A 24597-nucleotide genomic window follows, 5' to 3' on the forward strand; every position below is an offset into this window, starting at 1 on the left:
TAGCGAAAGGCCTTGTCTGTAAAAGATAAGGCCTTTTTCTTTGATAGCTTCGTCAATAAAGCTCTGGGTTGATAAAAGGAATTAGCGCCAATACAATGGCTGGCCTGTAGTATTCCGATCTGTCTATCAAATCATGAGTTAGAATACCCACCGCGCCATTAGACTGTTTAGAGTTAGATCGCTTAAACACCATATCATCTGCCAGACCCAATTCTATTCCTTGATGTATTAGTTCTACAATTTTTGGTGGAAGAGTAAAGGTGGCGGTTCTAGATTCGCCCTTTTGGTCATTAGAAATTATGCTTATCCATGCAAAAGCTAACATTTCGCCTGCTTCTGTTTCAGAAATTCCTCCTTCTATTCCAACCCAATAGTCTGCTTTGGGCTCAGCAGACTGCGCATTCTTTGCTCTGTTTCTTGCTCCTTCGAGCGTCTCCAAATCACTCATTGGTTGGTCTGCCACATTGGAGGGAACATTTATTCCTGAAAAAATAAATGATTCATTTTTGAATACTTCCTGAAAAGCCCTTTCGGTACATTTAATTTTTACCGGGTTTTGAGAGGCTATAACTACCTTAATCATTTTTAATTATCCCTTTCCATTCAGTTCTGCAAGCTTATCTGTCATTTTCAGACGTTCGTAGAAAACCTTGAGTGCGCGGATTGTTCCGGGGTCATCCGGCTTAATTTTTCTACACATTTCCATATAAGGCAATGCCTTTCTCGTCCAGTTATGGCCTACTTCTTCTGTATTTTTCCCACTAATAACGTATTCTTCCTCGCTCATTAAATTAATTCGGTCATATACTCGATTGGCCTGTTCGTTAATCATTACCGCGTAATTGTAATTGGCGGTAAAATCTTTGGGATACTTATCAAGGTAGATTTCATAATCTTCAGAAGCCATCTCGAAATACTTTTCGGAACGCTCTGGCAACCCATTAGCGTAAGCGTCTTTAAAAATGCGATCGAAAAGGTCTGCACGCCTTAATCTCAATTCATAATTATTCGGAATGCGGTTGAGAACGGTATTTAATCGAGATTCAGCCTCTTCAAATTTATTCAACCTAATTAGCGCTCTTACTTCTTCGGCAATGTAAGGCAAGTGATCGGGGTATTCAAAAAGCGCTTCTTCAATCATATCTAGCCTTTCTTCTAACGGAACGTTTAAAGCTTGATTACAAGTAATCAGGCTGTTATAAACTGTTTTGCTTAATCTAGTAAAAGACTTCATCGCCAGATAATACTTAATGGCTTGCTGATAATTTTGAGCGTTTTGTGCACTGAGCCCTGCATATAAATAGGCCGTAGTATCTTGTGGCTTAACGGCCTGTGCCATCTCAAAATACTTTGCGGCTGATTCGAATTTCAGTTCTTGATAATCTTTATACCCCTTATTAATCCCATCGGCCCATAGGATTTCTAATTGATTGTCTGCAAGGCGATAAAGATTGTCTGTCGGCTCGGTAAGTATTTTGGTTTTATTATAGCACAAGGCTACTTCACCAGCAAAATCTTTAAGGTCTGGTTTTAATTTGCGAAACTCAGGAGCATCGCTATTGAGAATTTCATGATAAATGCGGCCTTTGGTATACCAAGCTCTGGCACTTTTATCTCCATCGGGGCTTTCAAAAACCTCATCTATAGTTTCTTTAGCCTCTACATACTTGTTGTCATTCAAAAAAGTACTTGCCACAGTCACCAAGTCCTGAGAATAACTAGGACCGGTAAGCAGCGCAAATAGTATGGTAATAGTTAGCCTCAAATCGGTTAAATGGAACGACACGTGAAAATATGAAATATTGTAATAGTGGGCATTATATTTTCAACAAGTATATAAAATCAAACAATGAATAAATTTACATTCAAGCCACAATAGCTGTTGATGGAATACAGAAATAAGCATTTTATAGCTAAACATCAAAATTCCAGATCAGACTTATTGCATTCCGCTAGCCATAGGGTTCAGTGCTGAACTTGACCAAAAACAGTCAAAGTCCATTTAAAAACAAATGTTATTGGAGAGGGTGTGAGGTAAAGGATCGGTTCTAAAAAAACAGAACAGTCAAATATATGAAATTTAATATTGAGGGACATATTTAATATGTCCCTCATGGTATTTTAGCTATTGTTTTTTCCAGTTGGGGAGTCTACCTGATGTAAGTGGTGCTCCTAGTTGATCCAACTTTCCATCCATTCTAGTAAATTCACTCACCAAAGCTTTCACTTTTGGCAAAATTGGAGCAAACTCATTGGCAGCAATATCATAATTGGTCTTGGCTGTTCCCGTAACATTAGAGGTAGAACCAAAAATATCATACACTGCATTTTGCGCCCGCTGGCTTGTAGCGTACTCACCATCCATATCTAATTGGCCGTAGTCAGAATCTCCATTGAGTTCAATATTTAGGGCTTTTACCTTGTTCTCTAAAACTAGAATTTCCTTCATCAGCTCATTGCTTTCTCTAGCAGAAAAACCCTTGGCAGCTGCTTTATAGCTAGCAATTTTTCCATTCATTTCGCCCAATACGGAACGAGTTGAGTTAACAGCTTGCATTAAAGCCATTGCCTTCTTTTTGAAATTTGCCATAGCAAGCCAATCATCTGCTGGAATGGTCTTATTGTCGATATCTTTCACTATAAAGCTTACCGGCTCAGCCAATTCACTGATTTCACCTTTTATATTTTGCGATAAGCTCACTGTATAGTTACCTGGAACAACATATACATTGGAAGAAGGCAAACTACTAGTGACAGACGCTTGTCGTTCATTCACTGGACCAAAGCCCGCATAAGTCATATCCCATGTAATTTCACTAATGCCCTTTCTCAACGGACTTCTCAATTCACTTACAATATCACCCGTTTGATCTTTTATGGTGAAAATTAAGAAGGAAGGAAGTTCACTTTCTTCTGCTTTGAGTTCTTCTAGAGTGGGGTAAGGAATCGCTTGCCCATTCTTAAAGGCTTCCGCATCTCTTTTCGACCTTTCTGCTTTCAAAGAACTTACGCCCTCTTTCACATAGTAAGTAAAGGTTGCTCCTCTGGTTGGGTTGTCTGCCGCAAAAAACATTTCGCCTTGAAAACCTTTGTCTGAACTACCCAAACTGCCCAGCGGCTGCCAAGTGTTGTACATCAAACCATCCTTAATTTTGAAAATATGACCGTCCTTGGCCAGCAGGTCTTGTGTCATTTCTCGAAGTGGCGCATAATTATCCAACACATAAAAACCTCTTCCGAAAGTAGCCAGTACCAAATCATTTTCTCTTTCTTGAATGGCAATATCGCGTACATTCACAGCCGCAGGTAGCCCAGCGGATAACTTCGTCCAGCTTCCACCTTCATTCATCGAAACAAAAACACCATATTCAGTTCCAGCAAATAGGATATTCGCATTCACGTGGTCTTGTTCTAAAGCATAAACAGCGCCTTTGGGTAAGTTGGAAGAAATACTTGACCACGTTTTTCCCTTATCGTTACTTTTGTACACATAAGGGGTGAAATCGCCACTTTTATGGTTATTAAAAGCTGCGTAAACCGTATTTACATCGTGCTTCGAAGCAATTAAATCATACACATAGGTGTTTTCAGGAACGCCAGCAAAACGAGTGACATATCTCCAAATGTTGCCTCCATCTTCAGTGATGTTGATTCGGCCATCGTCAGTTCCTACATAAAGTAAACCCTCTTGCAAACGTGATTCATCCAGAGAAACCGCAGCACCATATCGTGAAGTAGATCCGTTTTTCGCAACGGCATCCATAGGCCAAATTTTGCCCATAATCGGCAATAAATTTCTGTCAATGTTCTGGTCAAGTTCACCACTTATTACTTCCCAAGAATCACCACGGTCTGTACTTTTGAATAGCTTATTTCCCCCAAAATATACCGTTTTGTGATCGTGTGGGCTGATCATTAATGGAGAATCCCAGTTAAAATTATACTGCCTTTCGTCTTTTCTTGGCTTAGGCTGAATGCTCACCGCTTCGCCACTTTTTCTATCGAAACGAACGATTCCGCCATTTTGCGATTGAGAATATATAATGTTCGGGTCTTCAGGGTCTGGAACCGATTCGAAACCGTCTCCACCTTGAGTTACAATCCAATCGGAACTTACAATGCCATGACGACTTAGCGTCTGTGAAGGGCCGTGCAAGCTGTAGTTATCTTGGGTTCCGCCCATAATATTATAGAAAGGATATTCATTGTCTACTGAAACTTTATAGAACTGAGTAACTGGTAAATTGCTAAAGAACTTCCAGTTTTCGCCCCTGTCAAACGATTCGTAAACACCACCATCAGAGCCTTGCAATAAGTGATTTGTATTGTTTGGGTCAATCCACAGGGCGTGGTTATCCCAGTGCTTACTTTTCTCTCCTAGCCCAGAAAATGTCTTTCCACCGTCTTCTGTAATTTGTGTAAACGTATCCAAAAGGTAAACACGGCCTACATGTACTGGGTCGGCCACAATTTCTTGATAGTAATTTCCGCTAGAAGAAGTACTACTCATTTTCTGCCAAGAGGCTCCTCGGTTGGTACTTCTGAAAAACCCGCCTTGTCCACTTTGCGCTTCAACTACGGCATACAAAACTTCTGGGTCGGCTGGCGAAATGGCCATTCCAATTCGGCCTTTGTCCACGCCTGGCAATCCACGGTTTATTTTTTCCCAAGATTTACCAGCATCCATCGATCTGTAAATACCCGACTCTGGGCCTCCACCTAAATAAGTCCATTGTCTTCTTCGTCTTTGGTGGGCTGTGGCATAGAGTATATCTGGGTTTCTCGGGTCGAAGTGTACCTCATTTACTCCCGTGTGTTCACTAATTTCTAAAACTTTCTCCCAGTTTTCGCCACCATCTGTAGTTTTATAAAGGCCACGATCACCGCCTGCACTCCAAACCGGGCCGTATGCAGCTACATAAACCACATCAGAATTTCGAGGGTCAATGGCGATCATTCCAATGTGTTCTGAATTTTTCAAACCCATGTTTTTCCATGAGCTACCCCCGTCTTCTGATTTATAAACCCCATCGCCATAAGAAACGGAACGCTGGTTGTTGTTTTCTCCAGTACCTACCCAAACTACATTGTGGTTATTCGGGTCGATTTCTACCGTTCCGATAGAATAAGAACCTTGTCCATCAAAAATTGGGGTGAAAGTGGTTCCCGCATTGGTGGTTTTCCAAACACCGCCTGCTGCTGCGCCTACATAAAATTCGCTATGGTTTGAAGGGTTCACGGCTATGTCGGCAATTCTACCAGAAGTAAGCGCTGGCCCAACACTTCTGAATTTAAGTGTACCAAGAGAAATCCCCTTTAAAGGGTCATCAACATCGGTCTTGGTTTGTTCTTTTTTATTGCGTTGTGCAAAACTGTTTGCAGAAATAAGAAGGAAGGCCATAGAAAAGCATAAGGCCTTGAAGAAGTTAAGATGTTTCATTCTAGTGTGTTTTGTGGTGGAAGAAATATAGGTTTTATTTCAAACAGTACATAACGCCCACCCTAAATTGCCACTTCTGAGAGTGCAACAAAAAAGGTCTGACTTTCAAAATGAAAATCAGACCTAAATAAATTCAACTAGTAAAGAAACTATACTTACAGCTTTCTAAGTAAGTTATTGATAGAGGTAACTTCAGTAAGTTTAGACTTTAGCTCCTCTACAGAAATTCTGATTTGACTTAAATCATCTCTATCACGAATTGTAACTGTATTGTCTTCCAAAGTTTGATGATCGACAGTTACACAATATGGTGTTCCAATAGCGTCTTGTCTTCTATAACGTTTACCAATGGCGTCTTTTTCATCGTATTGGCAATTGAAATCAAACTGAAGATCAGCCAAAACTTCTCTCGCTTTTTGTGGAAGTCCTGAATCTTCCTTTTTCAATAATGGCAAAATTGCCACTTGATAAGGGGCCAACGCTGCTGGTATTTTCAATACTGTTCTTTCGCTGCCATCCTCTAATGTTTCTTCGGTATAAGCAGCACTCAATACCGCCAAAAACATTCTGTCTAAACCAATTGAGGTTTCAACTACATAAGGCACAAATGATTCATTATCGACCGTATCGAAAAACTGAAGTTTCTTTCCTGAATATTCTTCGTGTGCTTTTAAATCAAAGTCGGTTCTAGAATGAATTCCTTCCAGCTCTTTAAAGCCCATCGGGAAATTGAACTGAATATCGGCTGCGGCATTAGCGTAGTGCGCTAAGTTAATATGATCGTGGAAACGGTAGTTTTCATCACCCAAGCTAAGGGTTTTGTGCCATTTCATTCGTTTTTCTTTCCAGGTTTCATACCAAGTCAATTCTTCGCCTGGCTTTACAAAAAACTGCATTTCCATTTGTTCGAACTCACGCATTCTGAAAATGAATTGACGCGCAATAATTTCGTTTCTGAATGCTTTTCCAATTTGGGCAATACCAAAAGGCACCTTCATTCTACCAGATTTTTGAACGTTCAAGAAGTTGACGAAAATTCCTTGGGCTGTTTCTGGTCGTAAATAGATTTTGCTTGCGCCTTCGGCCACAGAGCCCATTTCTGTAGAGAACATTAGGTTGAACTGACGAACGTCTGTCCAGTTTTTTGAGCCCGAAACTGGGTCGGCAATTCCTAACTCTTCAATAAGGGCTTTAACATCGGCCAAGTTTTCTGTTTCTAAGCTATTGCCTAAACGCTGGCTGATTTCGTCTATTTTTTCTTGATTTCTGAGTACGTTAGGGTTAGTAGCCATAAACTGCTCCTTATCGAAAGCATCACCAAAACGCTTCTCAGCCTTTTCAACTTCTTTGGTAATTTTTGCTTCAATTTTATCGAGGTATTCCTCTACCAAAACATCCGCACGGTATCTTTTTTTCGAATCCTTGTTATCAATCATCGGATCGTTAAAGGCATCTACATGGCCTGAGGCTTTCCAAGTGGTAGGGTGCATGAAAATCGAGGAGTCAATTCCTACAATGTTTTCATTCATTTGCACCATGGCTTTCCACCAATACTGCTTGATGTTGTTCTTTAGTTCAACCCCGTTTTGACCGTAGTCGTAAGCGGCAGAAAGTCCATCATAGATTTCGCTCGATTGAAAAATAAAACCGTATTCCTTCGCATGCCCAGCGATTTTTTTCAGCTGATTATCGTCATTTTGTGCCATGCGGCAAAGATATAGAAAAGGCTTTCAACATGTGCAATGCATTACCGAAAAAGGAAACTTCCGTTCATCAAGTCTCGGCATAATCCTTGAGGCTTTTTGCGAGTCTTAGAAGTCAGAATCCTTATATTTGTTTGGTATGAAAAGAAAGCTTTCCACAGCAGTACTTATTTTGGCCGTCATTGTTGGTGGTATTGTTGGCGTTCAACAGTATCAGCTTTATCAAACAAAACAGTACAGTCCCGCTGAAATCGCATCATATAGTAATAATGCCATAAATATTGAGGTTACTTACAGTAGGCCATTTAAGAAAGATCGTGAGATCTTTGGCAAGCTTGTTCCCTATGGCAAATGGTGGAGAACTGGTGCTAATGAAGCTACCACTATTCAGCTTTCTAGAGATGTTTCCTTTTCTGGAAAAACCCTAAAGGCAGGTTTATATTCTTTAGTAACTATTCCTGGAGAAACAGAATGGCAAATCATTTTCAATAATCAGATTCATGATTGGGGTACTGTTTATACTCCTGAAGATGATGAGCTAAGGGTAGCAGCAAAAGTAGAAGAGTTGCCCGAAGTGGTTGAACAGTTTACCATTGATTTTTCTGAAGAAAACGGAGGGCCCGTGCTTATTATGGCATGGGATAAGACTAAAGTTTCAACTCCGTTTAAAGTACTTTAAATTCCCCTTAAATTTTATTCCTTCTTTTTACAGGCCTGATAAGTAGAAATAATTACTGCTTCAAGATTGGTCTATTTCTACATTTTTCTGGGCTCATTAAACCTTGCTCTGCCTTTTCCATCAAAGAGTCACAACAAACGAAAAAGGAAATGAGGTCGATAATTAAAATCTTGATGGTAAGCTTAATTGGCATATCAGCAAACCAAATGTTAGCTCAGAACACTAACAAAACTTTGTTGCAAACGGAGCAAATGGCTGCTAAGCTCGGCTTAAATGAGCAACAGAAATTAGCGCTGGATAAGGAACTGAAAGCAGCGCAAACGGAGCGTAAAGCCTCTATGGAAAAAATGAGGGCTTTAAGAGAAGAAATGAAACGCGATGCTTTTGTAGAAAGGCAAGCCAAAGAAGAAAGACTTAAGGAAATTCTAACCGAAGAGCAATACACAAAATTAAAAGAGGCTTCGAAAAATGGTCAAAGAAGCCGAATTCAAGATCAAAGAAACGAAGGAGAAATTAGAGGAAGGGCAAATAGAAATGAGAGTCGCTTTTCACCACAGAATAACAGAAGAAATATAGGCAGGCGTATGATAATTAAAAAACGCGTTGCCGAAATGAAAGAAAGGGCCAAAGAAAAAAACGAGCCTAAAAAAGACGGAGGAAACTAAAGATTTGTATAAGTGTAATATGTGGTTGTTTTGTAAAGAGGGGTCGATCGAAAGGTTGGCTCCTTTTTCATTTTTCGTCTACACTAAATTTTATAACTCTATTTCAGCTGCTTTAATCTGGTATCAATATTTAAGCCTTTAGTAAGCGTTTTGTGTACTGGACATTTATCTGCAATCTGCAAAATTCGCTCACGTTGTTCTTCACTTAAATTCCCTGTTAGTTCTACTTCTCTGTCTATAAACTCCATTTGTGCAGGCGCACCATCTATAGCATCGTCAGCATGGCGCTTATCAAATGTTAGGTGTACTTTCACATCATCGAGCTCCATCTTTTTATGATTGGCGTAGAGCCTTATGGTCATGGCCGTACAAGCGCCCAGTGCAGAAACAAGCAAGTCATAAGGGGTTCCTCCTAAATTGGTACCGCCTACAGCCTTGGGTTCATCGGCAATTAAGTAGTGTTTATTGGCCATTATTTCAGAAAAGAGACCATCTTCCTTCTCATTTCTTACCACCACCTGATGTGTAGTTTCTAGCCCTTCTTCATTCACTTCAAAATCCACGTATCGCTTAGCCCAAGTGGCAATTGTTTCGCCTACATAAAGTGAGTCTGCCTTTTTAGATAGTAAGTGGTCTGCCTGATCCAATGATATATAGCTTTTTGGATGATGCGCAGCAACATAAATCTTTTCTGCATTTGTGATGTCCACCGTTTCATCTTGCGGAGAATGGAAAATAAGTAGAGGCTTTCTTAACTCACTAATGACTGAAGTAAGTTCTGTTTTATCCAGATCCTCTATAAACTGTTGCTTGATCGTAAATGGTCTTCCACCCAATGAAACCACCGCCTTACCATTTTCTTCAATTTCTTCTAACGAACTTTTAAAAAGCTTTTTTAGATGAGGTGTATCTGCCGGTGCACCAATAGTAACTACAGATTTAATGTAGTCCAGCTGGCTGGCGGCCATCAATACCGCTGCACCTCCCAGTGAATGGCCAATTAAAATACTTGGTGCTTCGTAGTTATGGGCCAAATATTCAGCAGCTACAATAAGGTCTTGAACATTCCCAGAAAAGTTAGTGTCCGCAAAATCACCTTCACTTTCGCCCAAACCCGTAAAATCAAATCTTAACACCGCAATTCCTTTCGAGGTTAATGCTCTGCTAATGTTGGTAACAGCAATTAAATTCTTGGAACAGGTAAAGCAATGCGCAAACAAAGCATAGGCCACGGGTTTCCTATCTACAGGCTGTTCGAGTTTTGCAGAAAGCAGAAAACCTTCAGCATTTTTGAATTGAAGTTTAATCGTTTTCATGGCCATTGTAGGTTTGTTTTTTTAAGGTTAATCTGTAAAACGAAAGCAAGAGTATACACCTATAACCAAAAAGTGTTTGATTCGTTAACAAGTTGTGCTCTTAAGAGCCTCTATTTAAAGATTTATTTTTTAGGCATAGGTAAGGGTAAATACCAAAAGCCTTGTTTTCTAATAAATCTACCTATAAAAAAGGTCGCTCAAATAAATTTCTAAAGGAAGAGGAGTCCGATAGAAGAACAAAACAACAAATTTGAACGATATAGATGAGGCACTATCTTAACCGATAGTGCTTTTTTATTTTCTATTGAAAAGATCAATTGGCCTAGCCGCTTAAAACAAATATCTTTGCAAACGGTTTATCAAGGCTAAATTCCTACCATGCAAAAAGAAAAAATTGGTGTATTACTCGTTAATCTAGGCACACCAGATAGTCCTTCCACATCAGACGTTCGCAAATACCTACGCCAGTTTTTAATGGATGGAAGAGTAATTGATATTCCTTTTCTTTCTAGATTTCTCTTGGTTCAGGGCATTATAGCCCCTTTAAGAGCGCCCAAATCGGCAAAAGAATATGACAAGCTTTGGGTTGAAAGAGGAAGCCCTTTGAAATTTTACGGCTACGATGTTCGCGATTCTCTGCAAGAGTTATTAGGGCCTGGCTATAAAGTGGCTTTGGGCATGCGTTACCAAAACCCAAGTATTGAAGAGGCATTAAACGAATTAAAAGCAGCCAGCGTAAGTCGAATTATTGTGATTTCACTGTTTCCTCAGTATGCATCGGCCTCCACAGGCTCTGCTGTGCAAGAGGTGAATGACGTGGTTAATAAATGGCAAGTGATTCCTTCCATGAGTTATATCAACCAGTTTATGGACCACCCTAAGTTTATTCAGGCTTTTGCGGAAAACGGACTTAAGCTAATGGAAACCACTAATTACGATCATGTGGTTTTCAGTTACCACGGCTTACCCGAACGCCAAATCAAAAAAGGTTCAGATGGAAACCAATGCCAACTGGGCAGTTGCTGTAATAAGTTTCATGAAAAGAACCGTTACTGCTACAGAGCACAGTGTTTTTATACTTCGCGCCTTTTGGCTGAAAAACTGGGTTTAAGCGAAGATCAATATACCATTAGCTTTCAATCAAGACTGGGCAAAGATCCTTGGATTAAGCCTTACACTGATGAAATTTTGAAAGACCTTCCCAAAAAAGGCATAAAGAAAGTGTTAGCCTATTCCCCTGCTTTTATTGCCGATTGCCTTGAAACTACTGTTGAAGTAGGCGAACAATTTAAAGAAGATTTTATGGAAGCGGGCGGAGAAGTTTGGGATTTAGTACCAAGCCTTAATAACTCCCCAACTTGGATTGAAGGACTGAAAGAAATGGTAGAAAACGCTTAAGTCTACTAATTCGCAGTGCTGATTTGCTCTATTCGGATAAAAGCTCCGTCCCCTGATAGGTTCGCGCAGTCAGAGAGTTCATCGAGAATTTCTCCTTTAATGAATACCAAAGCTCCATTTTGCTTGTATTGGGCGGGTAAAAATGTGGGAACATAATATCGGCCACCATCGGTTTGGAAAATATATTCGCAGCTCAAACTAACCGTAGCTCCTTCAACAATGGTACCTCTGAGTTCAGAAATATAAATGTCCTCGTCAGAGCAACTGAAAAGAAAAAAAGAAAGCAAGGCCAACAGATATATTGGCCTTGTTGTAGTCTTATGTAATATGGAACGAAATTCGTTCATCAATTCTATGCGTGTACTGGGTTTAGAATCTCAACGAGTTTTTCCACAGTATAGTCTACTTCGTCTGCGGTAGAATACTTACCAAAAGAAAAACGGATACCTTGTCTTTCTGGGTCTGCTTTTATTCCTGTTAGCACATGTGACCCCGTGTTGGCTCCACTAGAGCAGGCGCTTCCACCAGAAGCAGAAATTCCATTAATATCTAAATTGAAAAGCAGCATATCATTGTCTTCGTGGGCAGGAAAACTTGCGTTCAATACTGTGTAAAGGCTATGCCCTTCTCTGATGTCGCCATTAAATTCTATTCCAGAAATATTGTTTTTCAAGCCTTCAATCATTCTGGTTTTTAAACCTTGAATATGCTTTTGGTGGCTTTCCATATCGCGATAAGCAATTTCTAGCGCCTTGGCCAAACCAACAATGCCGTAAACATTTTCTGTTCCGCCTCGGTGGTTTCTTTCTTGGCCTCCGCCTTCTACAAAACGACCAATTTTTTTACTCTTACACACCCTTAAAAAGCCAACACCTTTAGGTCCATTGAATTTGTGCCCTGCACCAACAATAAAGTGACAAGCCAATGCCTGCAAATCATGTTTGAAATGCCCCATGGTTTGCACCGTATCGGAATGGAAAACGGCATCGTACTCTTTACACATCTCGCCAATTCTGGCAATGTCGTTTAATGTTCCAATTTCATTATTGGCGTGCATAATAGACACCATTGAGCGAGAATTGTCCTTAAGTAGGCTATTCAAATGGTCATAATCAATGTGGCCTTGGTGATCGAGATCTACAAAGCTCAACTTCACTTTACCTTGTGCTTCAAGCTTTTCTGCTGTTTGCAAAACCGCCTTGTGCTCAATTTTCGAAGTGATTAAATGCTTTAAATCATAGGCTTCTACACTGCAAGTAATGGCAGTATTATCGGCCTCAGTTCCGCCAGAAGTAAAGAAGATTTCAGAAGGAGTTGTATTTAGCAACTCGGCTACCGTTTTTCTTGCACGTTCAATCTTCGTTCTTACCTCACGGCCATGGGCATGAGTAGACGATGGATTACCATACATTTCAAGCATCATTGGCTTCATGGCCTCAAAAACCTCAGGATCCAATGGTGTTGTAGCAGCGTTGTCTAAATATATCCTTTTCATTCTATCAAGATTTTGACGAAACGATTTCTTTAATATCTGTAATAATTTTATTGGCCAAATATTCGGCAGTTGCTTGAGATTCAGACTCAGAATAAATACGAATAATCGGCTCTGTGTTCGACTTTCGCAAATGTACCCATTCTTTGTCAAACTCTATTTTAACTCCGTCAATGGTGTTTACTGGCTGCTTAGCATAGCGCTTTTGCATGCCTTCTAGCACATTATCTACATCAATCTCTGGCGATAAATCAATTTTATTTTTTGAGATATGGTAGTTAGGGTAGCTGGCCCTCAATTGAGACATTTTCTTTCCACTTTTAGCCAAGTGAGTTAAGAAAAGGGCGATTCCTACTAGGGCATCTCTACCATAATGTAATTCAGGATAAATGATTCCACCATTTCCTTCACCACCAATTACCGCATTCGTTTCTTTCATTTTAGTGACCACGTTCACTTCGCCTACAGCAGCGGCTTCGTAAGTACCTCCTCTTTTTTCGGTTACATCCCTCAATGCTCTGGTTGAAGAAAGATTTGAAACAGTATTACCTTTGGTTTGCGATAGCACATAATCGGCCACCGCTACTAAGGTATATTCTTCGCCAAATGGGTCTCCATTTTCTGACACCATTGCCAAACGGTCTACATCAGGATCGACTACAAAACCAACGTCATAAATGCCTTTCTGCATAATTCTGGTAATGTCTCCTAAATGCTCAGGAAGCGGTTCGGGATTATGAGGAAAATGCCCGTTTGGTTCGCAATAAAGTTCTTCAACTTGCACAACGCCCAGCGCTTTCAATAAGGGAGGAAGTGAAATACCACCTGTTGAGTTTACACAGTCAATGGCCACTTTGAATTTTGCCGCTTTTATCGCCTCAACATCTACCAATGGAAGTTTGAGAATAGCATCAATATGTTTTTGAATATACGTATCGTCTGTTCTATACTTGCCTATAGACTTAACAGGGGCAAATTCGTAGGCATCGTTCTCTGCAATTTCTAATACTTCTTTTCCGTCATCACCGCTAATAAACTCGCCTTTTGCATTCAAAAGTTTTAGCGCATTCCATTGCACAGGGTTATGACTGGCGGTTAGAATAATTCCTCCACAAGCATTTTCAGCTGCAACAGCCATTTCAACGGTTGGTGTTGTAGAAAGTCCGAGGTCAACCACGTTTAGGCCTAAACCCCTCAATGTAGAGGAAACTAAGTTAGAAACCATTTCACCAGAAGGTCTGGCATCTCGACCGATAACAATGGTGTTTTGCTTAGACTTTTGTTTTGCCCAAGTGCCAAAAGCAGCAGAAAATTTAACAACATCAATTGGTGTAAGTGATTCATTTACTTTACCACCAATGGTTCCTCTTATTCCTGAAATAGATTTGATTAAGGTCACGTATATATTTGGTTGATTGTAATTACAAAGCTAGCAAAAACAGAATATGACAGTCGCTTTTAATCGACTTTTGAAACCCTTGAAAAATCGAAGCTTACTTGAACTTAGAGAGCACTTTATCTACCTCATTATCGGGGTTTCCACAGCTTTCTCCTGCTTGTATAGTTTTGCCACAATATCCGCAAGGAGCTCCGGTTTTGTTTAAGAAAGGGTTTTGTGAAGCACAGGTGCCCTTAAACTCTCCATTCTTCAAGAAAATCAAGCGAACAGACATAAACACGAAAAACAATCCTACAAGTCCTAAGGTCAAATATAAAGTTGTCATAGTAGACTAATTTTCTGCAAATTTAAGATAGTTGTGCGTAGAACGCTACCTTTGAACAGTAAGTTTCCCAAAAAGCCTTTATCTAAATGCTTAAATCCGAAAAAGACCTTCGTAGAAAAGAAAAACTAGAAGCCTTCGATCGGCTGCTGACCATTATGGACGAGTTGCGCTTAAACTGCCCTTGGGACAAAAAGCAAACACTGGAAAGCCTCCGCCACTTAACCATCGAAGAAACATATGAGCTTTCAGAAGCCATACTTGAAAACAATTTGGATGAAATCAAAAAGGAAATTGGAGATGTAATGCTCCATTTGGTCTTCTATTCTAAAATAGCCGATGAGCAAAATGCGTTTGACGTAGCTGATAGTATAAACTCCATTTGTGATAAGCTTATCCATCGCCACCCTCATATTTATGGAGATGTAGAAGCCAAAGACGAACAGGCGGTAAAAGAAAATTGGGAGAAAATTAAGCTTAAAGAAAAAGGAAACACTTCCGTTTTAGGCGGTGTTCCGAAAGGCTTGCCAGCCATGGTAAAAGCCATGCGAATTCAAGACAAAGCCAGAGGTGTAGGCTTCGACTGGGAAAAGAAAGAGCAAGTTTGGGAAAAGGTAGAAGAGGAAATGCAGGAGTTCAAAGATGAATTTAACATAGAAGAAACTGCTAAAATTGATAAAGAAAAGGCCTCTGCCGAGTTTGGCGACCTGCTTTTCTCACTCATTAATTACTCACGATTTATAGACATTAATGCTGAAGAAGCCTTGGAGCGAACGAACCTTAAATTCATAAAGCGCTTTCAGTTTTTAGAGTCTGAGTCTAAAAAGGACGGAAAAAACATAGCGGACATGAGCCTACAGGAAATGGATAAATATTGGGAAAGGGCTAAGAAACTTTAGAGATTTGCATTGAAGTACTTATGAAATTCAACAAGACCCTTTCAAAGTTTTTAATCTGGAGAATACGCCACATTAGCACGCGTAACTTCCTTATGATTCTGAGTGGAGTAATAGGGCTTGCAGGAGGAATTGCAGCTGTAATTCTAAAAAGTACCGTTCATTATATTCAGCATACCCTCAGTGATTTTAGGGAAGATGTCGCTCATTACCTCTTTTTAATTTACCCTCTTATCGGTATCGTAATTACTTCAATCGTAGCCGATAAGTTGCTAAAGGAAAAATTGGGCCATGGCATTACGAGTATTCTATACACTATCTCGAAAAAGTCGAGCATTATCAGTCGAATAAAAACCTACAGTAGTATGGTAACTTCTGCCATTACAGTAGGCTTTGGTGGTTCGGTTGGATTAGAGGCACCAATTGTGGTTACAGGCTCTGCCATTGGCTCTAATATAGGCCAATTAATGCACCTTAGTTATAAGCAGCGTACGCTGATGATTGGTTGTGGAGCTGCTGCTGCAATTTCAGGGATTTTCAATTCCCCAGTAGCTGGCGTTATTTTTAGTATCGAAGTTATTTTAACGGATGTTACTATTGCAGCCTTTATCCCCTTATTAATTGCATCGGTAATAGGCTCTCTTGTATCTATGCTCACTTTAGGTTCAGATGTACTATTCTCTTTCAACCTTACAGACCCTTTTTTAGCCTCAGATTTTCCATACTTCTTGGTTTTAGGCGCTTTATGTGGCTTGGTTTCTGTTTATTTTACTCGGCTCACCCAGTTTACAGAATCGGTAGCTGTTAGAATTAAAAATAAAACAGGCCGAGCCATTGTTGGTGGATTAGCATTGGGAATAATCATTTTCGTTTTTCATCCTATTTATGGAGAGGGCTATGATTCAATTACCACCATTTTGAATGGAAACCCTGAAGCACTTTTAAAAGAAAGCTTTTTTCTAAAGAATGAAGACAGCACAATATTTCTCATTCTTTTCTCATTAGGAATTTTACTCATCAAACCAATTGCCACTGGACTTACTTTAGGGGCTGGAGGCAGTGGTGGAATTTTTGCTCCTTCGCTTTTTATTGGAGCGATTACGGGCTACATCTACTCTCAAACCATTAACTTTTTAGGTATAGGCAAAACCCTTTCGATTAGCAATTTTACATTGGTAGGCATGTGCGGGGTAATGAGTGGGGTATTGCATGCTCCTCTTACCGCCATATTTCTTATTGCTGAAATTACCAGTGGTTATACTCTGTTTTTACCTCTCATGTTGGTCTCAGCCATTGGCCTAAGTACCTCACGTTATTTCGAGCAGTATTCGTTTTATACAGGCCGCTTAATTAAAGCTGGTGACCTTATAACCAATGACAAAGACCGGCAGGTATTAAGCCTAATAAAAATTGAAAAGCTGATTGAAACCGATTTACTCACCATTCACCAAGGCAAAACGCTTGGAGATTTAGTGACCCTAGTAAGAAAATCGAAAAGGAATATTTTCCCTGTAGTGAACGACAGGAATGAGCTCCAAGGAATAATAACCTTAGACGACATTCGAGAAATTATGTTTGACCCTGCTTCTCAAAAAAGTGTAATTGTTGCGACCTTAATGCACAAACCCCCTGAAACGGTTTTTCTGAGTGATAAAATGGAGGAGGTAATGACCAAATTTGAAAAAACAGGTGCATGGAACCTCCCTGTGATTGAGGATCATAAATACGTTGGAATTGTATCAAAGTCACGAATTTTCAATGCGTACCGCACTAAACTCAAGCGTCAAAATAAAGAATGATTGCTCTGAAAATAACTAACTGATTTTGGGATATTTTTTTCGCTGAAATTGGGAATACCTCGCCTCAGAATGCTACAGGCTCATTTTTTAAATACTTATCAACAAAAATCAAATTCCACTTGTTTATTATACATATCTACTAATCAGATACTTACGTAGAAAGTCTCAAAAAGTGTGGACAACTTTTCCATTTTGTGGAAAAGATTATTTGATTTTCATCAATCTTTGTTTTGTCTAAATAGTTTACCAATCATCGGTTTTTTAAAGTCTATTTCTGAACCAGAAATGCGCCTCTTCTTACAAATTTCAATTGTATTTTTGTGAGCAGGAGTTGACTCAAACCAAAACACAAATAGACCCGATTATTTTAACCACAATGTTAACCCAATATTATGCCCATATGGCCACATTATCCTTTTGTAGATGGTATCCAAAAAAAGGGAAATGAAAGCGAACAAGGCGCTTTGAGCATATATTGGAATATTTATATTTTCAAATTCGGAATCGAAATACCATTGGGTTAAGTTAAATCAAAGTTTTACGAACAACAGTTTATAAAATATGTTGAATCAAAGAAGGATAATGACGAGCTTCAACGGTTGAAAACAGGATTGCCAATAAATATCAAGTATTATGGTTTATACTAAAGCATTATTAATCTCTTTCCTTTTAATAGTTGGAGGCACAAGCCAGACTCCTCAAGGTGTTAAAATAGGAGATATCGCTCCAGATTTTAATCTTAAAAACGTAGATGGCAAAATCGTTTCACTCAACACCAACAAGAATGCAAAAGGCTACATCATTGTTTTTACCTGCAACACCTGTCCCTACTCAGAAATGTATGAAGATAGAATCATCGCTTTACACAACAAGTACTCAGCTTTGGGCTATCCTGTAATTGCAATTCAGCCCAACAACCCGGAAGTATCTGTAGGAGATTCTTATTCTAAAATGAAAGAAAGGGCTAATGATAAGGAATTTCCATTTGCCTATTTAATAGACACCGATATCCAAGAAACCACAGCCGCTTATGGAGCAACAAACACGCCTCAAGTGTTTGTGTTGAATAAGGAAACCTCTGGCTTTAGGGTTGGCTATATTGGAGCCATCGATAACAACAGCCGCAATCCAGAAGCCGCGACTAAACGTTATGTAGAGAGTGCAGTAGATGCCCTTTTAAATGGGCAAAGCATTGAAACTAACAACACCAAGGCCATTGGCTGTACTATAAAATAAAAGGCTAAACTTGTGTAGAGTGTGTTTCTAGTATCTTCAAAATATCATCTAGATATTCTCGCGTATTCGAAAGTCGTGGTACTTTATTTTGGCCGCCCAACTTACCTCTACTCTTCATCCACTTATAAAAAGTGCCCACTTCGGCTTTATGAACTATAGGGGTGGTCAATGCCATGTCTTTATAACGCTTGGCGTCATAATCTGAATTGATTTCGCGAAGCTTTTCATCCAAAAACCTTGTGAAATCCTCTAGACTAGAGGGCTCTTTTTCAAACTCGACCACCCATTCGTGAGCAGCCTTTTCATCCTGGCTAAAGTATTTAGGAGCCGCAGTAAAATTGTTTATCAAAGCACCCGTTTTTTCTGCAGCTGAGGCAATACCTCTTTCAGCGTTTTCCACGACCAACTCTTCTCCAAATGCATTGATATAATGTTTTGTTCTACCTGAAATTCGAATTCTATAAGGTGAAATAGAGGTAAACTGAACAGTGTCTCCGATTTTATACCTCCATAAACCAGCGTTGGTAGAAATGAGTAAAGCATAATTTTCGCCTACCTCCACCTCTTCCAAACCTATTACCTTGGGAGAATCGCTGTGGATTTCAGCAAAGGGTATAAACTCATAAAAAATCCCATAATCAAGCATAAGTAACATCTCGTCAGAGTCCATTTGGTCTTGTATACCAAAAAAGCCTTCCGATGCATTATAGGTTTCCATGTAGTGCATTTGGCTCGAAGGAATCATTTTCTGAAAGATGTTTTTGTAAGGGCCAAAAGCCACGGCCCCGTGAAAAAAGACCTCCAAGTTGGGCCAAACATCAAGAATATTATCTGTTCCTTTCAGCTCCATTATTTTCTGAAGCAAAATAATTGTCCAAGTAGGTACACCCGAAATACTGGTTACGTTCTCGTCCATGGTGGTTTTTGCCATCAACTCGATCTTCGCTTCCCATTCATCCATTAGGGCAATATCTAACGCAGGGGTACGGACAAATCTAGTCCAGTATGGAAGGTTGGACATGATTACTGCAGAAACATCTCCATAAAACGACTCTTGGCTGGTATCGAATTGGTTTACCTGCTGGCTTCCGCCAATCGTCAGCCCTTTGCCATCAAACATCCGGGTTTCAGGATTGTTATTGCAGTAAATAGAAAGCATATCCTTGCCTCCTTTAAAGTGGCATTCTTCTAAAGCCTCATAAGAAACAGGGATGAATTTACTCCTTGCATTGGTAGTTCCCGATGATTTAGCAAACCACTTTATATCTGATGGCCAAAGCAAATTTTGCTCACCCATCATATTCCTTTCTATGTAGGGGTTGATTTCTTCATAAGAGAAGATGGGAACGTTCTTTCTAAACTGCTCTTGATTTTGAATATCTGCGAAGCCGTGAGTACGACCAAATTCCGTATTTCTAGCCGTGGTAATCAGTTTTTTAAATAACTCATCTTGAACCTCCAAAGGGTATTTCATGAAAAGGCCGATTTGGTACATCCGCTTTTTCATTACCCATGTTAGTATCGAATTAATGATTGCCACTTATATTTTCCGCTTGAGTTCGAAATTTTTACCTAAATACACTTTTCTAACTTGTTCGTCAGCTGCTAATTCTTCTGCCGTACCGGCCTTCAAAAGTTTACCCTCAAACATTAGGTAGGCGCGGTCGGTAATGGATAGGGTTTCATTTACGTTGTGATCTGTAATCAGAATGCCTATGTTTCGTTGCTTCAACTTAAAAACTATAGACTGAATTTCCTCTACAGCAATGGGATCAACACCTGCAAAGGGTTCGTCAAGCAATACAAACTTAGGATCTACAGATAAGGCTCTTGCAATTTCTGTCCTTCTTCTTTCTCCTCCAGAAAGCACCTGTCCTTTGTTTTTTCTTACATGGGTAAGGCTAAATTCTTCCAAAAGAGATTCCATTTTTTCCTTCTGAAGCTTTTTAGGCAGCTTTGTCATTTCAAGTACTGCCATAATATTTTCTTCTACCGTAAGTTTTCTGAAAACACTGGGTTCCTGGGCCAAATATCCAATACCTAATTTGGCTCTTTTAAACATAGGCAGAGGGGTAATATCTTCATCTTCAAGATAGATATTTCCTTCATTTGGCTTAATCAAGCCCACAATCATATAGAATGTAGTGGTTTTTCCGGCTCCATTTGGCCCAAGTAAACCAACGATTTCTCCTTGCTCTACTTGCACGGAAACATTGTTAACTACTTTTCTTTTTTTATATGTCTTGACGAGATTGTCGGCTCTTAACTTCATGATGGAATGGCAAAAATAGAATAATCATTCAAACTTAATATCCTTAATGAAGAGTTGAAGACTTTTATGCCCTCTAAAATCGTTCTCTTCAATGGTATAGGCCATGTGAAATTTCATGCCAGATTTTACCAAATCAAAATATTCGCCCAAACCAAAACCTATGGCGTCAATTGAAGCGTTAGTTCCCTCTTGTTTTACTGTAAACTTAAGGTGTTGTTCTTTCAACACTTTTACATTTTCAGCATGAACGTTTTCAGAAACAAAAACGGGTTGCATATTTTGCGGCCCAAATGGCCCCATCTGCCTAATAGTCTCATAAAATTTAAAATTGATGTCGTCTAAAAAAATGACCAAATCAATTTTGATGGCTGGAACAAGCTGTTCTTCGGAAATCGTACTAGCCACTACCGACTCAAATCTTTCTTGAAAAGCTTCCACATTTTCAATTTCCATAGTGACACCAGCCGCATACATATGTCCACCATATTGATTGAGTAAATCGGCACATTCGGTTATGGCATTGTAAACATCGAAACCCATTACTGAACGAGCCGAACCCGTTACTTTTCCGTTGGACTCTGTCAAAATTACCGTTGGACGATAATGTTTTTCGATACAGCGAGAAGCAACAATACCTATCACTCCCTTATGCCAATCTTCTTTATACAGCACGGTTGATTTTGCATTAAGAAGCACCTCATTCGACTGAATCATTTGTAATGCCTCTTCTGTAATTGTGTTATCGAAATCTCTACGGGCGTCATTCTTATCGTTGATAAGCGAGGCTTTCGCATCTGCATCTACTTCGGTTTTAGCTAAAAGTAGTTTTACCGAAGCTCTTGCGTGATCCATTCGGCCAGCGGCATTTATTCTTGGTCCAATACCAAAAACGATACTCGAAACCGTAAAATCATTTTTATTCTTACAGAGATCTACCAAGGCCTTCAATCCAGGTCTTGGGTCTTGGTTTAGTTTTTTGAGACCGAAATAGGTGAGCACCCTGTTTTCCCCAGTAATTGGAACAATATCAGAAGCAATACTCACTGCCAGCAAATCGAGGTACTGAAAAAGGCCTTCTTGTGAAATTTCTTTCTTTTGGCAATAAGCCTGCAACAGCTTAAAGCCCACACCACAGCCCGAAAGTTCTTTATAAGGATATTCGCAGTCTGTTCGTTTAGGGTCTAATACAGCATAAGCCGCTGGAAGCTCATCGCCTGGGGTATGGTGGTCACAAATGATCACATCAATCCCACCTGCTTGGGCTTGGGCAACTCTGTCGTGGGCTTTAATGCCACAATCTAACGTAACAATAAGTGTAAAGCCGTTTTCAATGGCATACTCGATTCCGGTTTTAGAAACACCGTAGCCTTCTTTGTATCTATCTGGAATATAAAACTCAAGTGTATCGTGTGTCTCGGAAAGAAAACCGTAAAACGTGGCCACAGAAGTGGTTCCGTCTACATCGTAATCGCCATAAACGAGTATTTTCTCACCATTCTCGAGTGCCGAAGACAACCGATCTACAGCACGATCCATGTCTTTCATCAGAAAAGGGTCGTGCAATTGATCTAACTGAGGCCTAAAATAAGCTTTGGCCTCTTCGTAATTTTTGATTCCCTTTTGAGCAAATAAAAAAGCTAGATTTTCTGATAGGCCAAGGTTTTCCTGAAGGGACTGTACCAACTCTGCATCTGCTTCATTATTAAATAGCCACCTCTTTTCCATGTATAAAAATAGTAAATATTGAACCTAAAAAGGATATAAAAAAGCAGTGCTTCAATGAATAAAGCACTGCTAATTTCTTATGTATGAAAAGTTTACTTCGTTTTTTCTGCAGTAGGAAGCACCTCTTTGAGTGGTACTCTTTTGCCATCTCTGTAAGGTACAATCCAAGCATCTTCAACACCCATTTCTCTTAGGTATCTCTTTAGAACATTGGCGTCCTCGTAATTCCTAAAGTTGCCAATAACATATTTGCGTAAATCATCCGCTCCTTCTTCTGCAAAATCTTTAGAAGTATCTGCGTATTTCTTTAAGTCTACTTTTCTAAAAGCACCTACTTGTACCTTGAATACAACACCAATGCTGAAATCTTCGCCATTGATGATGTCGGGGTTATAAGCAGGACGTTTGTCATTTTGAGCCTTCAGGTTCTCTACTTCTTTTTGGGAAGCTTGATAGGCGGCTTGCATTCTAGTTACTTGCTTTTGCAAATCACCAATCTGACCATCCTTAGCGCTCAGCTGTGTTTCAAGCGTTTGAATATCACTCAAAGCTCCAGCATTAGCTGCCTTTAGTTTAAGATGTTCCTCAGAAAGCGCCTTAAAATCTTCTGGAGACATGGCCTTTTTCTTCTTCTTCCAAATCTTCATTTCTTGTTTGAAAGCCTTTTTTTCAGCTTTGGTCATTTCTTGACCAATAGCGGCCGTGGCAATAAACATGCCCAGCAAAAGCGTGAAAAATACTTTAGAAGTTTTCATCTTATCTTTGATTTATTTGAGTGAAACCCATTAAATGACAAATTATAACTTTAATGTCAGCTTTTCAAACTTCCGATCATATCTTCTGGTCTTACCCATTCGTCAAATTCTTCGGCTGTTAGGTATCCTAAATTAACGGCTTCTTGCTTTAAGGTAGTTCCATTTTCATGCGCGGTTTTCGCAATTTTAGCGGCTTTTTCATAACCAATTTTGGTATTTAAGGCCGTAACCAACATTAGCGAATTATTCAAATGTTGTTGAATACTGTTATAGTTTGGTTCAATTCCAACTGCGCAATTCTCTGTGAAAGAAACGCAAGCATCACCAATTAAACGTGCCGACTGCAATACATTGTATGCCATCATTGGTTTGAACACATTCAGTTCATAATGCCCTTGTGCACCCCCAACAGAAACAGCCACATCATTACCCATTACCTGAGCACAAACCATGGTCATGGCCTCACACTGTGTTGGATTTACTTTACCCGGCATAATTGAAGAGCCAGGTTCGTTTGATGGTATAATGATTTCACCAATTCCCGAACGAGGCCCAGAGGCTAACATTCTAATATCATTGGCAATTTTATTCAATGAAACAGCCATTTGCTTCAAAGCTCCGTGGGTTTCTACCAAGGCATCGTGGGCAGCTAGTGCTTCAAATTTATTTTCAGCAGTAATAAAAGGATGGCCTGTGAACTCTGCAATTTTCTGAGCTACCAGTTCCGAATAACCTTCTGGAGTATTAATTCCCGTTCCTACTGCAGTACCCCCCAAAGCCAATTCTGAAAGGTGTTCTAAAGTATTTTTTAAGGCTTTTAAGCCATGATTCAATTGAGAAACGTAGCCCGAAAATTCTTGTCCTAAAGTAAGAGGTGTCGCGTCCATTAAGTGGGTACGGCCAATTTTCACCACCTTCATAAACTCTTTAGATTTGGCCTGAAGCGTATCTCTTAACATTTCCACTCCCGGAATGGTAGTTTCTACAATCATTTTGTAGGCCGCTATGTGCATGCCTGTTGGGTAGGTATCGTTAGACGACTGCGACTTGTTCACATCATCATTTGGGTGAACTTCTGTTTTACCTTCACCTAATTTATGCCCAGCAATTACATGTGCGCGGTTGGCTACTACTTCGTTCACATTCATATTTGATTGTGTACCCGAACCTGTTTGCCAAATTACCAACGGAAATTGGTCATCATGCTTTCCTTCTAAAATCTCATCGCACACTTTTGAAATAAGGTCGCGCTTTTCTACCGACAAAACTCCTAAAGCGTGGTTGGTATGGGCTGCGGCTTTTTTAAGATATGCAAAACCATATACTACCTCAAGTGGCATACTGGCTTCTGGACCAATTTTAAAGTTGTTTCTAGAGCGCTCAGTTTGGGCTCCCCAATACTTGTCTGCAGGAACTTTAACGTCCCCCATGGTATCCTTTTCTATTCTATATTCCATGTGATGAGATTTTATTCAATTCAAAATTAGGCAATGAAGCACT

The 24597-nt window shown here is 39.7% G+C and carries 21 protein-coding genes; 7 read left to right on the forward strand and 14 right to left on the reverse strand.

The window, feature by feature from the left end:
* Positions 1 to 52 precede the first annotated feature (52 nt).
* From yjjX to MB14_RS03245, 4 genes are all read right to left on the reverse strand, one after another.
* Positions 53 to 583, reverse strand: coding sequence for an inosine/xanthosine triphosphatase (yjjX, locus tag MB14_RS03230; protein ID WP_062588643.1), 531 nt, complete (start codon positions 581 to 583; stop codon positions 53 to 55).
* 6 nt (positions 584 to 589) lie between these two features.
* On the reverse strand, positions 590 to 1765 hold the full coding sequence (locus MB14_RS03235) for a tetratricopeptide repeat protein (RefSeq protein ID WP_062588645.1): 1176 nt from the start codon (positions 1763 to 1765) through the stop codon (positions 590 to 592).
* Positions 1766 to 2125: 360 nt separating this feature from the next.
* A complete protein-coding gene (locus tag MB14_RS03240; protein ID WP_062588647.1) occupies positions 2126 to 5440 on the reverse strand; it encodes a WD40/YVTN/BNR-like repeat-containing protein in 3315 nt (1104 codons plus the stop codon).
* A gap of 155 nt (positions 5441 to 5595) precedes the next feature.
* Positions 5596 to 7146, reverse strand: a complete 1551-nt coding sequence (locus MB14_RS03245) for a glycine--tRNA ligase (protein WP_062588648.1) — start codon at positions 7144 to 7146, stop codon at positions 5596 to 5598.
* A 136-nt stretch (positions 7147 to 7282) separates the two neighbouring features.
* Between MB14_RS03245 and MB14_RS03250 the strand changes: the two genes are divergently transcribed.
* Positions 7283 to 7822, forward strand: a complete 540-nt coding sequence (locus tag MB14_RS03250; protein WP_062588650.1) for a DUF2911 domain-containing protein — start codon at positions 7283 to 7285, stop codon at positions 7820 to 7822.
* A 251-nt stretch (positions 7823 to 8073) separates the two neighbouring features.
* Positions 8074 to 8487: a hypothetical protein gene (locus MB14_RS03255; protein WP_172796096.1), complete on the forward strand. Its 414-nt coding sequence runs from the start codon at positions 8074 to 8076 to the stop codon at positions 8485 to 8487.
* 98 nt (positions 8488 to 8585) lie between these two features.
* Here the strand turns inward: MB14_RS03255 and MB14_RS03260 are convergent, their stop codons facing one another.
* Complete coding sequence (locus MB14_RS03260; protein ID WP_062589031.1) at positions 8586 to 9803, reverse strand: bifunctional alpha/beta hydrolase/OsmC family protein; 1218 nt, start codon at positions 9801 to 9803, stop codon at positions 8586 to 8588.
* Between the two features lie 378 nt (positions 9804 to 10181).
* Between MB14_RS03260 and hemH the strand changes: the two genes are divergently transcribed.
* A complete protein-coding gene (hemH, locus tag MB14_RS03265; RefSeq protein WP_062588654.1) occupies positions 10182 to 11201 on the forward strand; it encodes a ferrochelatase in 1020 nt (339 codons plus the stop codon).
* A 5-nt stretch (positions 11202 to 11206) separates the two neighbouring features.
* Here the strand turns inward: hemH and MB14_RS03270 are convergent, their stop codons facing one another.
* From MB14_RS03270 to MB14_RS03285, 4 genes are all read right to left on the reverse strand, one after another.
* Positions 11207 to 11548 carry a hypothetical protein gene (locus MB14_RS03270; RefSeq protein ID WP_132644058.1) on the reverse strand — a complete coding sequence of 114 codons (342 nt, stop codon included), beginning with the start codon at positions 11546 to 11548 and terminating at the stop codon, positions 11207 to 11209.
* Between the two features lie 5 nt (positions 11549 to 11553).
* Positions 11554 to 12696 (reverse strand): cysteine desulfurase family protein, encoded by a 1143-nt coding sequence (locus MB14_RS03275; protein ID WP_062588658.1) that lies wholly within the window; start codon positions 12694 to 12696, stop codon positions 11554 to 11556.
* Positions 12697 to 12700: 4 nt separating this feature from the next.
* Entirely contained in the window at positions 12701 to 14092 is a 1392-nt protein-coding gene (gene glmM, locus MB14_RS03280; RefSeq protein WP_062588661.1) for a phosphoglucosamine mutase, read from the reverse strand.
* Positions 14093 to 14186: 94 nt separating this feature from the next.
* Complete coding sequence (locus tag MB14_RS03285; protein ID WP_062588663.1) at positions 14187 to 14417, reverse strand: hypothetical protein; 231 nt, start codon at positions 14415 to 14417, stop codon at positions 14187 to 14189.
* A gap of 86 nt (positions 14418 to 14503) precedes the next feature.
* On the opposite strand from MB14_RS03285, the gene mazG reads away from it, so the two are divergent.
* From mazG to MB14_RS03300, 4 genes are all read left to right on the forward strand, one after another.
* Entirely contained in the window at positions 14504 to 15313 is an 810-nt protein-coding gene (gene mazG / locus MB14_RS03290; RefSeq protein WP_062588665.1) for a nucleoside triphosphate pyrophosphohydrolase, read from the forward strand.
* Between the two features lie 20 nt (positions 15314 to 15333).
* Positions 15334 to 17109 carry a chloride channel protein gene (locus MB14_RS03295; protein ID WP_062588667.1) on the forward strand — a complete coding sequence of 592 codons (1776 nt, stop codon included), beginning with the start codon at positions 15334 to 15336 and terminating at the stop codon, positions 17107 to 17109.
* 392 nt (positions 17110 to 17501) lie between these two features.
* Positions 17502 to 17633, forward strand: coding sequence for a hypothetical protein (locus MB14_RS19125; RefSeq protein WP_260310519.1), 132 nt, complete (start codon positions 17502 to 17504; stop codon positions 17631 to 17633).
* A gap of 109 nt (positions 17634 to 17742) precedes the next feature.
* Positions 17743 to 18345, forward strand: coding sequence for a thioredoxin family protein (locus MB14_RS03300; protein ID WP_062588669.1), 603 nt, complete (start codon positions 17743 to 17745; stop codon positions 18343 to 18345).
* 4 nt (positions 18346 to 18349) lie between these two features.
* Here the strand turns inward: MB14_RS03300 and MB14_RS03305 are convergent, their stop codons facing one another.
* The 5 genes from MB14_RS03305 to fumC form a co-directional block, all read right to left on the reverse strand.
* Positions 18350 to 19885 carry a GH3 auxin-responsive promoter family protein gene (locus MB14_RS03305; protein ID WP_062588671.1) on the reverse strand — a complete coding sequence of 512 codons (1536 nt, stop codon included), beginning with the start codon at positions 19883 to 19885 and terminating at the stop codon, positions 18350 to 18352.
* Positions 19886 to 20617, reverse strand: a complete 732-nt coding sequence (gene lptB / locus MB14_RS03310) for an LPS export ABC transporter ATP-binding protein (RefSeq protein ID WP_062588674.1) — start codon at positions 20615 to 20617, stop codon at positions 19886 to 19888.
* A 24-nt stretch (positions 20618 to 20641) separates the two neighbouring features.
* Positions 20642 to 22342 (reverse strand): single-stranded-DNA-specific exonuclease RecJ, encoded by a 1701-nt coding sequence (gene recJ, locus MB14_RS03315; protein WP_062588676.1) that lies wholly within the window; start codon positions 22340 to 22342, stop codon positions 20642 to 20644.
* A gap of 92 nt (positions 22343 to 22434) precedes the next feature.
* Complete coding sequence (locus MB14_RS03320) at positions 22435 to 23097, reverse strand: hypothetical protein (protein WP_053221725.1); 663 nt, start codon at positions 23095 to 23097, stop codon at positions 22435 to 22437.
* A 56-nt stretch (positions 23098 to 23153) separates the two neighbouring features.
* A complete protein-coding gene (gene fumC, locus MB14_RS03325) occupies positions 23154 to 24554 on the reverse strand; it encodes a class II fumarate hydratase (RefSeq protein ID WP_062588678.1) in 1401 nt (466 codons plus the stop codon).
* Positions 24555 to 24597 lie beyond the last annotated feature (43 nt).

Origin of the sequence: Roseivirga ehrenbergii (assembly GCF_001593005.1) — a bacterium.
Classification (GTDB): Bacteria; Bacteroidota; Bacteroidia; order Cytophagales; family Cyclobacteriaceae; genus Roseivirga; species Roseivirga ehrenbergii.